We start from the raw sequence: 14,122 nt of genomic DNA, 5'->3' as shown, positions 1-14,122 counted from the left end.
CTTGGTTGAAAACACAGGATTTTTCCCTCTCCAGAGGGGAAAATCCTTTTTTGCTCATTTTGAATTTTAATTTTGAATTTCACAAGAAGAGAGTTTGATTATGGCTGAGAAAAGAGATTACTACGAAGTTTTAGGCGTTGCCAAAGACGCCAGTGCTGAAGATATTAAGCACGCGTACAAGAAGCTCGCCATCAAGTATCATCCGGACAAAAATCCGGGCAACAAAGAAGCCGAAGAAAAATTCAAGGAAGCGGCGGAAGCTTACGAGGTCCTTTCGGATCCGAAGAAGCGTGCTCAGTACGATCAATTCGGACATGCGATGCCCGGTGGCGCAGGCGGTCCTGGAGGATTCGGCGGCGGATTCAGCAACTTCGAAGATATTTTCAGCCAATTCGGCGATATTTTCGGCGGAGGCTTTGGAGGCTTCCATTCTTCATCGCGCGGCAGCCGCAGACAAGGTCCACCTCGCGGTCAAGATTTGCAGATTAAAATCGCCCTTTCCTACAAAGAAATTCTTTCGGGCACGACGAAAAAAGTGCGCTTAAAACGCTATGCACCGTGTACGGAATGCGCAGGCAAAGGCGGCGAAGGCGTTGAAACTTGCCCCACTTGTAAAGGCTCGGGCGTAGTCCGTCATGTCACCCGATCGTTCTTCCAGATGGTGAGCGAATCGCCGTGTACAAATTGCGGCGGAACTGGCGAAGTCATCGCAAAGCCGTGTGCACATTGTCATGGAGAAGGTCGCGTTCTCGAAGAAGAAACGATTTCGATTAAAATTCCGGAAGGAATTGCCGAAGGACAATATCTGAAACTCCGCGGAGAAGGTCATTGCGGACCGCGCGGCGGAGCTTCGGGAGATTTGCTCGTCGTCATCGCTGAAAAGAAAGACGACTTTTATATGCGCGAAGGTTCCGATTTGCATTGCACAATCGAAATCCCCGTTTATAAACTCGCCCTCGGCGGAACGCAACGCATCCCGACTTTGGACGGTGGCGAAGTTTCGATTAAAATTTCTGCAGGAACGCAACCCGGTGCCGTTTTCCGCTTAAAGGCTCAAGGCCTTCCGGAATTAAATGGTGGCGCAAGCAGCCGCGGAAATCTTTTCGTCGAAGTGGAAACGCAAATTCCAACGGATTTAACTTCGAAAGAAAAAGATCTTTACAAGCAACTCGCCGAACTCCGCAAAGACAAGGATACGGCAAAAGACGATAGCCTTCTCGAAAAGGTGAAAGGTCTTTTTAGTTAATTGATTTTAGGAAAGTCGAGCAATTTTTGCTCCCTTTCCTTTTTTATTTCTCGTTTTACATTTTTTGCAAAATTTTATAGATTATTTGCAATAAAAACAACTTTTACTTCACGGTTTTGATGATGAAAGTGAAAATTCTTCCTCAACCCGATGACGTCACTTGTGGGCCAACAAGCTTACACGCCATTTATAATCATTATGGCTACAAAATTTCTTTGCCCAAACTCATTTCCGAAATTGAAATGCTCGAAGGCGGGGGCACGTTAGGCGTATTTTTAGGGCTTGACGCTTTAAAACGCGGATTTGATGCCACCATTCATTCGGTGAACCTGGAAATTTTTGATCCGACTTGGGTCGATTTGCCGATGAATGAATTGTATCATAAATTAGAACTTGAATATACTGCGAAAAAGAAAGTCAAATTGCGCATCGCCATCAAAGCGTATTTGCGTTTTATCGAAGCGGGCGGAATTGTCAACTTAAAAGATTTTAAGCCCGGACTTTTTGACAGATATTTCAAAAAAGATATTCCTTTAATCACAGGAGTTTCGACGACTTTTTTGTATCAAAGCAAACGTGAATATACAAACGAAAAAAATATGTCTGTTTACGATGATATTCACGGTGAACCGATGGGACATTTCATTGTTGTCTATGGCGAGAACGAAGAAAAAAAATTCTTAATCGCTGATCCCGATAGCACAAATCCTATCGCCAACAATAACTATTACGCTGTTGAACGCAACCGACTTGTTCACAGTATTTTACTTGGAATTTTAACCTACGACAGTTTAATACTTGCCGTACAACCGAAGAAAAAATGAAAAAGATTATCGTTGTCAATAACCCGAAAAATTGGAAGTTTCACGTATCTGAAGTCAACATCGTTTCGGCAAAGGATTACCTCACAAACACCGATTACACGAAAATGCGAAATGTCCGCGTTTTTAATTTGTGCAAAGATTACAGCTACCAAAGCAAAGGTTATTACGTTTCGCTTTTAGCAGAAGCCCGCGGACACAAAGTGATTCCGAATGTAAAAAGCATTCGCGATTTTAAAGCGCCTGCAGTCGTCAAAAATATCACCGATGAAATTGATGATTTGATTCAGCGCAGTTTAAAAAAATTGACGAGCACCGAATTTACTTTGTCCATTTATTTTGGACAAAATGTTTCGCCGCATTATTTGGAACTTTCGCAGGAACTTTATCGACTTTTCCAAGCGCCCCTTTTGCGCGCCCATTTTGTGTTCAAACAAAAATGGTTTATCCAAAGCATTCGCCCGATTTGCGTGAACGAAATTCCCGAATCGCATTTGGAAATGGTCGATGAATTTGCAAAAGATTACTTTGATAAAAATCGATTTGCGTCGCCTCATAACGATGAATATTTATACGATTTAGCAATTCTTGTAAACCCCGAAGAAAAAGAACCGCCGTCCAATGCCAAGGCGATTCAAAAGTTTATTAGCGCCGCCGAAAAGACAGGCTTTCGCGTGGAACTGATTACGAAAAAAGATTATCACCGCGTCGGCGAATTTGATGCGCTCTTCATTCGTGAAACGACAAATGTGAACCATCATACTTACGCTTTTGCACGTCGCGCTCAATCCGAAGGCATTGCGGTCATCGATGATCCCGATAGCATTTTGCGCTGCTCAAATAAAGTGTATTTGCAAGAACTTATGACCGTTGGAAAAATTCCTGCGCCGCATACGATTATTGCACATTCCGAAAACCGCCACGAACTTTCGAAAGAAATCGGATTCCCGATGATTTTAAAAGCGCCGGATTCGAGTTTTTCGATGGGCGTTGTAAAAGTCAAAGACGAAAAAGAATTGCAAGAGCAACTCGATAAAATGTTTGAAGGCAGCGATTTGATTATCGCACAAGAATTTACGCCGACAGATTTTGACTGGCGAATTGGCATTTTGGACGGTCGCCCATTTTACGCTTGCCGCTATTACATGGCAAAAGATCACTGGCAAATTTACAACTGGAATTCGAAAAATAAAGACGATGTCTGCGGACTTTACGACTGCGTGCCGCTCGATGAAGTTCCGCACGGAATTATCAAAGCCGCGTTGCGTGTCGCTTCTTTAATCGGAAACGGGCTTTACGGAGTTGATTTAAAAGAAGTCAACGGAAAGCCGATGGTGATTGAAGTCAACGACAATCCTAGTATCGATGATGGCGTCGAAGATCAACTCGGCGGCGAAAAACTTTATTTGACGGTGATGCATTCGCTTCGCCATCGAATTGAAGAACGCATGAATTCGGCGCAGCAGCGTTTATTACAACATCACGGAATTGATTCGTACATTATCTAAGAGGTTTAAGCTTTATGGACTCTCCTTTTCATTTATTTGAACGCTTTGGGCTTGAACTCGAATACATGATTGTTTCCAAAGAAACAGGCAAAGTAAATCCTTGCGTCGATGTCGTTTTAGGAAAAGACGAAAAAGGCGAAAATTTATCGGACTTAGAACACGGCGTTGTCGGACTTTCGAATGAACTTGTCGCCCATGTTTTGGAATTTAAATGCGCCGAACCCGCAAAGAGTTTTGTCGGTTGGTCTAAAAAATTTCACGATGAAATTTTAGCCGCGAACGAAAAATTAAAAAGTGTAAACGCAGAACTTTTGCCAACAGCAGCGCATCCGTTTATGGATCCGATGTGCGAAACAAAACTTTGGCCTTACGATTGCAACGAAATTTACGAAGCGTATAATCGTATTTTTGATTGCCGCGGACACGGTTGGGCAAATTTACAATCGACGCATTTGAATGTGTCTTTTCAAGGCGATAAAGAATTTGGAATTTTACACGCAGCGATTCGTTTACTTTTGCCGTTAATCCCAGCGATTGCTGCATCGAGCCCGTATTTAGACGGAAAATTTACCGGTTATAAAGATGCGCGCATCGAAACGTATCGTCACAATCAAGAAAAAATTCCGAGCATTACTGGGCAAGTGATTCCCGAAGCGGTCTTTACCGAAAGCGATTACAACAAAGTGATTTTTGAAAAAATCAAAAAGGACATTGCGCCTTTTGATACCGATCATTTGCTGAATCATTTCTTCTTAAATAGCCGCGGAGCCATCGCCCGCTTTGACCGTGGCGCCATTGAAATTCGCTTAGTCGATATTCAAGAATGCCCGAAAGCAGATGTCGCCATCGCCGAATTTGAAATGGCATTTTTAAAAGCCTTTGCAAACGGAATTTTTGCGAGCGAAAAAGAGCAGCAAGCTTTTGAAACAGGACGCTTGGTGAAAATTTTATTTGCAACTGTAAAGGATGCCGAAAGCGCAGAAATTTCCGACAAAAAATATTTGCAATTATTCGGCATTCAAAAAGATTCGATGAAAGCGTCGGAACTTTTGAAATTTATTTTCAATCGTGTGCGCGAAAATATTTCTAAAGAATCGCAAAGCGTTTTAGAAAAAATTTTATCGCGCGGCACTCTCGCTTCTGCGTTAGTGAAAAAATTGGGTGCAAATCCAAGTCGCGAAAATTTCATTCTTGAATATTCGAAACTCGCGAAATGCCTTTCTGAAAATTCACTTTATGAGTAGCTTAAACAAAAGTGTTTTCTTAAGCTGCGAGCACGCTTCAAACGCCATTCCAGATTATCTATCTGCGAAATTTCAAAATGATTCTGCGCAAGAAATTTTGAAAACTCATCGCGGATACGATATCGGAGCGCTTGAAGTTTTTTTTGCGCTTCAAAAAATTTTAGCTCCGAAATTTTCAATCGCCGGAAAATTTTCTCGCTTAGCAATTGACTTGAACCGCAATTCCAATCGCAATCATCGCTTTTCGGAATTTAGCGAAGACGAGCCTTTAGAAATCAAACAAAAACTCAAAGAATATTTTAACGAATACCGCGGAAATTTTTTGCAGTCAATAAAAAATGAATTAGAAAATCCGAACGCTGAAATTTTGCATTTATCGATTCACAGTTTTACTCCCGAATTAAACGGTGAAATTCGAAACGCCGATTTGGGAATTTTATACGACCCGAGCCGAAAAGAAGAATCTGCTCTTGCCAAAAAAATTCAAAAAAATTTAATTCTCATTGCGCCTGATTTGCGCGTTCGAAAAAATTATCCGTATCAAGGGAAAAACGACGGACTCACGACCGCTCTTCGAAAAATTTTTCCGCCCGAAAAATACATCGGCTTTGAAATCGAAATGAATCAAGCGTATTTGCAAAAAATATCGCCACAAAAAATGGCGGGAATTTTGATGGAATCTTTGTTTTGATTTTGAAATGAAGTATTCATTCCCGATGAAATTTTAGATATTTTACAATCGGAAATTGCAATCAATTTATTCTGCCAAAAATTCTTTTGTTAAATTTTCTCTATGGCATTTTCTTGTAAAAAAATTTTATTCGGAATTTTTCTCTGCGGCATCGCTGTATGTCTTTTGAACTGCGCAGCATCGCGGAAAGTTCAAGCCGCAAGCATTCTTCGCCAATGTAAATTAGAACTCCGCGGCGCCTCTTTTGATTCCGCACAAGTTCATCTGGAAAAATTTTCAGGCGGTTCTCTCGGCGGCATCGTTCCGAATCCAAAAATGATTTTGCTCATTCAAAATATCGCAAAAGGCATTCTCCCCGATAGTCTCGGCGTTCTGTATTTTTCGTTAGAAACAAAAGTTCAGAATCCTTCGACAGATACGATTTGGCTGCGTTCCGCTCACGGCGAAGCGAAATTAAATAGCCTCGCTGCGTTACCTTTTGATTGGAAAGATTCTGCGCTCGCCATTTCTCCGGGAGAAACCGATTTGCAGCTGCATTCTCATTTAGAAATCGGAAAAAATCTGTTGCAGATTTTATCGGCCGATACATTACGCATCCGCGGCGATCTCGTATTCGCCCTTTCTCCTGACGGTGAACCGATTCCCTTTTCTGTGAATCAAGAAAAAATTATTCGCCCCGAAGAACGCACCGCCTTCGTCGATAAAATTCGAACCGAAATTCTTTCGCGGCTTACCGAATCGTGGGCGGCAACTCTCAACCGATAAATTTTCTAATTTTATTTTGTGAAACGCATTTTTCAAAGCATCCTTTTTCTTTTGGCATTCACTGCCGTTTCGGCGTTTGCACTTGACCGCATTTGGGATACGCGTTACACATTCGGCCCCGAATTTATGACCCGCGACCGCATGTCTCTCGGCGCAGGATTTTACACGAATTACGAAGAAGACGCTTACTTGCCATTAAATGCGCAACTAGCGATTAGCGATTATTGGGAAATCGGCGGAAAACTTTTATTTGACACCGAAGACGATTTGGAATCCGTGCAAAGTTATATGACTCTCGGCACAAAATACCGCGTCTTTGAATACTCCACCATCGAAGCAGATTTTTTATTTGGCATTGGCACCGACCGCGGTTCGGGACTCGTCTTTTCGTATGCGACGTTGCAACCGGTCTCTCGGATTTTTTCCACCCTTTACGAAGTGCGTCTTGGATTTTTTGATCGCATCGTAAGCGATGGCGGTGGCGCAGAATTTGCATTTGGCATTACACCGCAATTCAAATTTACCAAAGCGATTCTCGCGATGATGGGAATTGAATCGTCGGGAAGTTTTGGCAATATGAAGCAAGATTTTATGGTGGATCTTGTCCCGCGCGTTCAAATGGGAATTCTTCCGAATTTGCAAGTTATGGGCGAAATCGCCATCGGCATTTTGCAAGATAAAAACAATGACCGCGTCCGCGTCGGCGCTTATACAATCATGGGATTTTAATTTACCAACGAATCAACTGCGCAATGCGGCGAAAAATTCCCGCTTTTAAAAATCCATTTTGCGCAAGAAATTTCCAACGCAAAATTTTTTTCTGCGATGAAATTTTGGAAAATTTCTCCAAGATTCTTCTTTCTTTTTCGGGCAATTTTTTTTCAAAATATTCAACAAAAAATGCGGCAAAATTTTCGGCCCGCAAGAAATCGCTGCGCTGTTTTTGAAAGCGTTCTGCGATATGCGACACTTGCGTTACCGCTTGAACGCCGAGAGAATTTTTCGCATGTTTGCGGTATTTGAGTAGCGGCGAATGGACAAAAATAATTTTTCCGAATTCGGCAGCCGTTACCGCGAGAAACGCATCGTGCATTGGAACGAGCGATAAATTTTCGGTCAATTTTTTTTCATCGTGCAACGCCAAATTTTTTAATGCCGCATTAAAAAGCATGACACAGCCCGAGATATTATTTTGCACAAAATAAAAATGCGGCGGAAGCACTTTCTGCGGCAATTTTTCGAGCTTTAAAAAAGAAGGAGCAAGCAAATTTCCCGAAGCATCGATGACGCTCATGTCCGAGAAAACTAAAAGCGGCTGCAAATTTTTTGCATTATTTTCTTCGTAGGCGGCGAGCAATTTTTGCAGATGATTTTCTTCCCAAATATCATCTTGATCCGCAAAAAGATAAATGTCCGCGTCCACATACGCAAGCATTTGCAAGAAATGGGCACAAGCGCCACCGCTTCTTTTTTCAAGATGCAATAGGATAATTTTTTCCGGAAAATTTTTCGCAAATTCTTCTAAAATTTTCGGCGTATCGTCCGACGAATCATCATCGGAAATGTAAAGTGTAAACGCAGATTCTTTTTGCGCTAAAATCGAATGAATAAGCTCGCGCAAATAGGCTGAGCCGTTAAATGTCGCCAAAAGAATTGCAATTTTTCTTTGCATAATTTAAAAATAAAAAAGACCCGGATTTCTCCGAGTCTTTTTCGTTTTTTCACTGAGAATTTTTGCCTTATGCGATGACGAAATTTCCATTTTGGAAATCGACCGTACAAGGAACATCCGGCTTCACTTCCCCGCTGATGATCGCGCGAGAAAGTTTGCGTTCCACTTCGTGTTCGAGGAAACGTTGAATCGGACGTGCGCCAAATTCCGGATTATACGATTTGTCTGCGATGGCGTGCAATGCGGCATCGGTCGCTTTGACGATGAATCCTTCGCGGGCTGCGCGCTTTGCCAAGTCTTTGAATTTGAGTCCCGCAATGCGGAAAATTTCTTCTTTCGAAAGACTCTTAAAGAGCAGCACTTCGTCTAAGCGGTTCAAAAATTCCGGTCTGAAGAATCCTTTGAGCCGCGGCATCACATCGTCTAAGGTGACGTTGTTTGCACCGTTTGCAAACAAGTCCGAGCCGAGATTTGACGTCATCAGAATGAGCGTATTCTTGAAATTGACCGTGCGGCCTTTTCCATCGGTTAAACGCCCGTCATCCAAAACTTGGAGAAGTGCGTTGAACACATCGGGATGCGCTTTTTCCACTTCGTCGAGAAGCACGACAGAATAAGGCTTCGTGCGAACAGCTTCCGTGAGCTGACCACCTTCTTCGTAGCCCACATATCCTGGAGGCGCACCGATTAAACGCGACACAGAATGCTTTTCCATGTATTCGCTCATATCGATACGAATCATCGCACTTTCGCTGTCGAAGAGTTCTTCGGCAAGAGCTTTTGCAAGTTCCGTTTTACCAACGCCTGTCGGCCCGAGGAAGAGGAAACTTCCGACCGGTGCGTTTTCCCGCGAGAGTCCGCTACGATTCCGAAGAATCGCTTCCGAAACCGCGGACACTGCAGCGTCCTGCCCGATCACGCGTTCGTGGAGACGTTCGTCCAAATGCAAAAGTTTTGCACGTTCCGTTTCACGAAGCCGCGTCACCGGAATTCCCGTCCAACGGCTCACCACTTGCGAAATCGTTTCTTCGGTAACTTCTTGAGTGAGTTCACCATTTTCCGAATCCTTGCGCGAAGCTTCTTCGAGTTCTCGCACTTTCTTTTCCAAATTGACAATCGTGTTGTACTTGAGTTCCGCAGCCCGATTCAAATCGTAACGCGATTCCGCTTGTTCCATTTCTTCGCGGGCTTTGTGAAGACTTTCCTTCGCATTTTTCAATTCGTTAAATTTCGCACGGCGTTCTTGCCATTTCGATTGCATCACCGAGACTGCAGCCGATGTCGTCGTCAGTTCCTCTTTGAGTTCTGCAAGACGCTTCTTGCTTTTCTCATCCGATTCTTTGGCTAGCGCTTGCTCTTCGATTTTTAACTGCAACTCTTTGCGCTGCAGATTGTCCAATTCTTCGGGCACTGTATCGAGCTGCGTTTTCACCATACTTGCGGCTTCATCGATTAAGTCGATTGCTTTATCCGGCAAGAAACGGTCGGCGATGTAACGATTTGAAAGTTTCACGGCGGCGACAATCGCATCATCGTGAATGCGCACACCATGATGCGATTCAAAACTTTCTTTCACGCCGCGCAAAATGGAAATCGCTTCATCCGGACTCGGTTCAAAAACAGAAACCGGTTGAAAACGACGTTCAAGCGCCGCGTCTTTTTCGATGTAACGACGATATTCCTGCGTCGTCGTCGCACCGATGCAGTGCAATTCTCCGCGGGCAAGTTTCGGCTTGAGCATATTTCCAAGATCCATACTGCCTTCGGTTTTTCCAGCGCCGACAATCGTGTGCAATTCATCGATAAAGAGAAGAGTATTGCCATCTTCTTCCAAAGCGGTTAACACATTTTTCAAGCGTTCTTCAAAATCGCCACGGTATTTTGCGCCCGCCATCAAAGCCGACAAATCGAGCGAGAAAAGTTTTTTGCCTTTTAACGCATCGGGAACATCGCCCTTGTGAATACGCATCGCAAGCCCTTCGACAATAGCGGTTTTGCCCACGCCCGGTTCCCCGACGAGAACAGGATTATTTTTCGTTTTCCGCGAAAGAATTAAAATCACCCGACGAATTTCTTCTTCACGCCCGATGACCGGATCGAGTTTTCCTTCTTCGGCAAGCGAAACAAGTTCACGCCCATAAAGTTTTAAAGGCGATTCTTCTTCGGCGACTGCCGCTGCACTCATCGGATCCGAAAGCCACGTTTCCACGACTTCGGCGCTACCGAGTGCGTCTTCAAAAATTTTTGCAACGCGACGTTCTTCGGCAAATCGCATGAGCGAAATCAACATATCGCTCGGGCTTGCCGCCTGCGACGTTTTACGTCCCTCTTGAATTGCTGCGCGAAGCACACGCGAAAGATCATTGTCCGGGCGACCTGCATCCGGATTGACTTCAACCAATTTCGGAACCGAATCGATGAAAGGCGCCAACTTTCCTTCCATCTCTTTGATGTTTGCTTTTTTCGCCCGATATAAATTTTTTAATCGCGCATCCGGCGCTTCCAAAAGTCCATACGCCAAATGAACCACGCCCAAATACGAGTGCGATTTTTTGTCCATCAATTCTTGCGCTTTGGCAAGAACCTTTTGCGAATCATTTGAAAATTCTTCCATAAAAACCTCCCGAGCCCGAACGGACTCGACTCAAAATTTTCCACGCCTTCTTTTGCAAAAGCCATGCCATCGCATAAAATTTTTGAAAATTCCGCAAATTTCGGCATTTTTTCGAAAAGCGTTTCAATTTGAAACGGAAATTTGAAATTTTTCCGTTTCTTCTTGGACTTTTATCCAAGTCTTCTCACTTTTTATCCAAAAATTCCTCTTTCGCAAAGGAAATTTTCTACATTGACTTCTGTCTAACGAAACGGCGTAGCAATACGCCACAACTAAAACGAGGTAAAACAATGGCAGTTTCTTACAAGGAACTCGGCTTGGTTAACACCAAGGAAATGTTTGCAAAGGCTGTGAAGGGTGGCTATGCCATTCCGGCTTTCAACTTCAACACAATGGAACAGATGCAGGCTATCGTCCAAGCAGCTGTTGAAACCAAGTCTCCGGTGATCATGCAGGTTTCGAAGGGCGCACGTAACTACGCCAACGGCACCATCCTCCGCTACATGGCTCAGGGCGCAGTGGAATATGCCAAGGAACTCGGCTGCGCTCATCCGCAGATCGTTCTCCACCTCGACCACGGCGATACCTTTGAACTCTGCAAGGATTGCATTGACAACGGTTTCTCTTCTGTGATGATCGACGGTTCTTCTCTTCCGTACGAAGAAAACATCGCCCTCACCAAGAAGGTTGTTGAATACGCTCACAAGTTCGACGTGACCGTCGAAGCAGAACTCGGTGTTCTCGCTGGCGTGGAAGACGAAGTTGCTTCTGAAGTTTCTCACTACACGAAGCCGGAAGAAGTGATTGACTTTGCAACCCGTACTGGTTGCGATTCTCTCGCTATCTCCATCGGTACTTCTCATGGTGCATACAAGTTCAAGCCGGAACAGTGCACTCGTAACGCTCAGGGCAAGCTCGTTCCTCCTCCTCTTGCTTTCGACGTTCTCCACGCAATCGAAAAGAAGCTCCCGGGCTTCCCGATCGTTCTTCACGGTTCGTCCTCTGTTCCGCAAGAAGAAGTGGATACCATCAACGCTCACGGCGGCAAGCTCCCGGATGCAGTTGGCATTCCAGAAGAACAGCTCCGCGAAGCTGCAAAGTCTGCAGTTTGCAAGATCAACATCGACTCCGACTCTCGTTTGGCGATGACTGCTGCAATCCGCAAGTACTTTGACGAACATCCGGAACACTTTGACCCGCGTCAATATCTCAAGCCGGCTCGTGAAAATATGAAGAAGATGTACATCCACAAGATTATGGATGTGCTCGGCTCCAACGACAAGCTTTAATCGATTTTCGATTTGAGTCAGAAAACGCCCGACGAAGTCGGGCGTTTTTCATTTTACTTTTTTGAATATAGAAGAATTTTTTTGCGAAAATTTGAATGGAAATTTTGAAAAATTTTTTCGGCTAAATTTTCTTAAACTTCATTATCCAAATCGATAAATTTTGCGGGAATTTTTAATTCTGCAGAAATTTTTTCGGCGAGAGCGCGGACTCCAAAAATTTCTGTCCGATGATGTCCGCAACTCACTAAATTGAATCCCAATTCTTCGCAGGTAATCGGAACCGCTTCTTTGATTTCGCCGGTGATGAAAGCGTCGGCGCCCAAACGAATCGCTTCGTCAATTCCGTTTGCCCCGCTTCCGCTGCAGATAGCTACCCGCTGAATTTTCTCGTTTCCGAATAAAAAAGAATGCTGATAACCGTGAGCAAATCCCGCTTGGATGCGGTCTAAAAATTCCGATTTAGAAAGTGGCGCTTCGGCATCGGCGATGATTCCAATCGTCCGCTCGCCTTCTTGCATAAAGCCTTGAACGATTTTAAGTTTTAATGCTTTTGCAATTTGCGCATTATTGCCGATTTCAAAATGTCCATCGAGCGGCAGATGAAAACCGTAAAGCGAAATGCCATGCGTAAAAAGTTTCTGCAAACGTTCCGCAAAATGTCCCACCGGAATTTGCGATTCACTTTTCCAAAATCCGTTCGGATGATGCACGATGATGCAATCCGCTTTTTCTTCGATGGCGCGGTCGATTAAACGGTCGCGAAAGCTTACGCCGGTCACTACGCGGGAAACTTCTGCGGAAGCTTCGACGCAAAGTCCATCGACACAATAATCCCGAAATGCCGCGGGCACGAGCAGCGCATCTAACCAATTTGAAAATTCTGCGAGTTTCATATCCGCAAAATAGAAAATGCAAAAACTAGAATGCGTAAAAAATGAATGGCAAAAACATTTTACGTTGCCAGACTTTATGCATTTTTCTATATTTATGCATAGAATTAAAAGAAAGGAAAACCATGGCTCATTATCTTTTTACCTCTGAATCCGTTTCGAAAGGTCACCCGGACAAGGTCGCAGACCAAATTTCGGATACCATTTTGGATGCCGCCCTCGCCGCTGATAAAGACAGCCGCGTCGCTTGCGAAACCCTCGTGAACACGGGTCTCGTCGTTATCTCGGGCGAAATCACAACAAAAGCCGAACTCGATTACCAAACTCTCGCCCGCAAAGCGATTGAAAAAATCGGTTATAACAATCCGGATTTAGGATTTGACTCGAAGAGCTGCGCCGTTATCGTCGCCGTGGATAAGCAATCGCCGGATATTGCTCAAGGAGTTGATGCGAAAGCAGCCGTCGGTAAAAAAGATGACCAGCAAGGCGCTGGTGACCAAGGAATGATGTTCGGTTACGCAGTGAACGAAACGCCGGAACTTATGCCGCTTCCGATTTCTCTTGCGCATAAACTCATGGCGAAGATTCAAGATCTCCGCGAATCGGGAAAAATCAAATGGCTCCGTCCGGATGCCAAGAGCCAAGTCACCGTGGAATATGACGAAGAAAATAAGCCAGTCCGCGTGGACACTGTCGTCATTAGCACGCAGCACGATCCGAAGGTGAACGGCAAAGAACTCACCCATGCGCAAATCGAAAAGACGATTATCGAAGAACTCATCAAGAAAGTGATTCCGGCAAAACTTCTCGACAAGAAGACTCGCTTCTTGGTCAATCCGACCGGCAAATTTGTCGTCGGCGGTCCGCACGGTGACTGCGGTTTAACCGGCCGCAAAATCATCGTCGACACTTACGGCGGTATGGGACGTCACGGCGGTGGCGCTTTCAGCGGAAAGGATCCGAGTAAAGTCGATCGCTCCGGCGCTTACGCTGCCCGCTATGTGGCAAAGAACATCGTCGCAGCAGGAATCGCAGACCGCGCCGAAGTGCAAATCGCTTATGCGATTGGCTATTCCAAACCGGTTTCTGTTCTCGTCAACACATTCGGAACTGGAAAAATCGCCGATGCAAAAATCGAAGACATCGTGCAGAAAGTCTTTGATCTTTCGCCGGCTGGTCTTATCAAGATGCTCGATTTGAAGAAACCTGGCTACGTCGAAACCGCAGCGCTCGGACACTTCGGTCGCGAAGGCAAACGCTTCACTTGGGAAAAGACCGACAAAGCGGCTCTTCTCAAGAAATTGGCAAAAATCTAATCCGATTTTACAATGCAAAAAGTCCCGCGCAAGCGGGACTTTTTTTATGCAAAATTTTCAAAATAA

12 protein-coding genes are annotated in these 14,122 nt (G+C 44.5%); 9 read left to right on the top strand and 3 right to left on the bottom strand.

Annotated features, from left to right (window positions below; all coding sequences use genetic code 11):
- The first annotated feature begins 100 nt into the window (after positions 1 to 100).
- From dnaJ to B0H50_RS05365, 7 genes are all read left to right on the top strand, one after another.
- A complete protein-coding gene (gene dnaJ / locus B0H50_RS05395) occupies positions 101 to 1,246 on the top strand; it encodes a molecular chaperone DnaJ (protein ID WP_106199141.1) in 1,146 nt (381 codons plus the stop codon).
- A gap of 119 nt (positions 1,247 to 1,365) precedes the next feature.
- Positions 1,366 to 2,070 (top strand): cysteine peptidase family C39 domain-containing protein, encoded by a 705-nt coding sequence (locus B0H50_RS05390; protein ID WP_233244525.1) that lies wholly within the window; start codon positions 1,366 to 1,368, stop codon positions 2,068 to 2,070.
- A complete protein-coding gene (locus tag B0H50_RS05385) occupies positions 2,067 to 3,575 on the top strand; it encodes a RimK family protein (RefSeq protein ID WP_106199143.1) in 1,509 nt (502 codons plus the stop codon). Before B0H50_RS05390 ends, B0H50_RS05385 begins: the two co-directional genes overlap by 4 nt.
- Before the next feature lie 14 nt (positions 3,576 to 3,589).
- Positions 3,590 to 4,819, top strand: a complete 1,230-nt coding sequence (locus B0H50_RS05380) for a glutamate-cysteine ligase family protein (protein WP_106199145.1) — start codon at positions 3,590 to 3,592, stop codon at positions 4,817 to 4,819.
- Complete coding sequence (locus tag B0H50_RS05375; RefSeq protein WP_106199147.1) at positions 4,812 to 5,510, top strand: N-formylglutamate amidohydrolase; 699 nt, start codon at positions 4,812 to 4,814, stop codon at positions 5,508 to 5,510. Before B0H50_RS05380 ends, B0H50_RS05375 begins: the two co-directional genes overlap by 8 nt.
- A 102-nt stretch (positions 5,511 to 5,612) precedes the next feature.
- On the top strand, positions 5,613 to 6,275 hold the full coding sequence (locus B0H50_RS05370) for a hypothetical protein (protein WP_106199149.1): 663 nt from the start codon (positions 5,613 to 5,615) through the stop codon (positions 6,273 to 6,275).
- A gap of 18 nt (positions 6,276 to 6,293) precedes the next feature.
- Positions 6,294 to 7,004, top strand: a complete 711-nt coding sequence (locus B0H50_RS05365; RefSeq protein ID WP_106199151.1) for a hypothetical protein — start codon at positions 6,294 to 6,296, stop codon at positions 7,002 to 7,004.
- Position 7,005: 1 nt separating this feature from the next.
- On the opposite strand, the gene B0H50_RS05360 is transcribed toward B0H50_RS05365, so the two are convergent.
- Both B0H50_RS05360 and B0H50_RS05355 read right to left on the bottom strand, forming a co-directional pair.
- A complete protein-coding gene (locus tag B0H50_RS05360; RefSeq protein WP_106199153.1) occupies positions 7,006 to 7,947 on the bottom strand; it encodes a glycosyltransferase in 942 nt (313 codons plus the stop codon).
- Between the two features lie 67 nt (positions 7,948 to 8,014).
- Positions 8,015 to 10,561, bottom strand: coding sequence for an ATP-dependent Clp protease ATP-binding subunit (locus tag B0H50_RS05355; protein WP_109587369.1), 2,547 nt, complete (start codon positions 10,559 to 10,561; stop codon positions 8,015 to 8,017).
- Between the two features lie 290 nt (positions 10,562 to 10,851).
- Here B0H50_RS05355 and B0H50_RS05345 point away from each other — a divergent pair, with 290 nt between their 5' ends.
- Positions 10,852 to 11,850: a class II fructose-bisphosphate aldolase gene (locus B0H50_RS05345; RefSeq protein WP_106199187.1), complete on the top strand. Its 999-nt coding sequence runs from the start codon at positions 10,852 to 10,854 to the stop codon at positions 11,848 to 11,850.
- 131 nt (positions 11,851 to 11,981) lie between these two features.
- On the opposite strand, the gene B0H50_RS05340 is transcribed toward B0H50_RS05345, so the two are convergent.
- On the bottom strand, positions 11,982 to 12,743 hold the full coding sequence (locus B0H50_RS05340) for a Nif3-like dinuclear metal center hexameric protein (RefSeq protein WP_106199157.1): 762 nt from the start codon (positions 12,741 to 12,743) through the stop codon (positions 11,982 to 11,984).
- 122 nt (positions 12,744 to 12,865) lie between these two features.
- Between B0H50_RS05340 and metK the strand changes: the two genes are divergently transcribed.
- Positions 12,866 to 14,056 (top strand): methionine adenosyltransferase, encoded by a 1,191-nt coding sequence (metK, locus tag B0H50_RS05335; RefSeq protein ID WP_106199160.1) that lies wholly within the window; start codon positions 12,866 to 12,868, stop codon positions 14,054 to 14,056.
- Positions 14,057 to 14,122 lie beyond the last annotated feature (66 nt).

Source organism: Hallerella porci (genome assembly GCF_003148885.1).
GTDB classification, from domain to species: domain Bacteria; phylum Fibrobacterota; class Fibrobacteria; order Fibrobacterales; family Fibrobacteraceae; genus Hallerella; species Hallerella porci.
The sequence above is the reverse complement of the archived record's forward strand: the minus strand, read 5'-3'. Positions and strand labels throughout refer to the sequence as shown.

Bases quoted from the DNA above. Each gene is read 5' to 3' on its own strand.
- metK (WP_106199160.1), top strand. From the start codon at position 12,866: ATGGCTCATTATCTTTTTACCTCTGAATCCGTTTCGAAAGGTCACCCG.
- B0H50_RS05370 (WP_106199149.1), top strand. From the start codon at position 5,613: ATGGCATTTTCTTGTAAAAAAATTTTATTCGGAATTTTTCTCTGCGGC.
- B0H50_RS05375 (WP_106199147.1), top strand. From the start codon at position 4,812: ATGAGTAGCTTAAACAAAAGTGTTTTCTTAAGCTGCGAGCACGCTTCA.
- B0H50_RS05340 (WP_106199157.1), bottom strand. From the start codon at position 12,743: ATGAAACTCGCAGAATTTTCAAATTGGTTAGATGCGCTGCTCGTGCCC.
- B0H50_RS05345 (WP_106199187.1), top strand. From the start codon at position 10,852: ATGGCAGTTTCTTACAAGGAACTCGGCTTGGTTAACACCAAGGAAATG.
- B0H50_RS05380 (WP_106199145.1), top strand. From the start codon at position 3,590: ATGGACTCTCCTTTTCATTTATTTGAACGCTTTGGGCTTGAACTCGAA.
- B0H50_RS05385 (WP_106199143.1), top strand. From the start codon at position 2,067: ATGAAAAAGATTATCGTTGTCAATAACCCGAAAAATTGGAAGTTTCAC.
- B0H50_RS05360 (WP_106199153.1), bottom strand. From the start codon at position 7,947: ATGCAAAGAAAAATTGCAATTCTTTTGGCGACATTTAACGGCTCAGCC.
- B0H50_RS05355 (WP_109587369.1), bottom strand. From the start codon at position 10,561: ATGGAAGAATTTTCAAATGATTCGCAAAAGGTTCTTGCCAAAGCGCAA.
- dnaJ (WP_106199141.1), top strand. From the start codon at position 101: ATGGCTGAGAAAAGAGATTACTACGAAGTTTTAGGCGTTGCCAAAGAC.
- B0H50_RS05390 (WP_233244525.1), top strand. From the start codon at position 1,366: ATGATGAAAGTGAAAATTCTTCCTCAACCCGATGACGTCACTTGTGGG.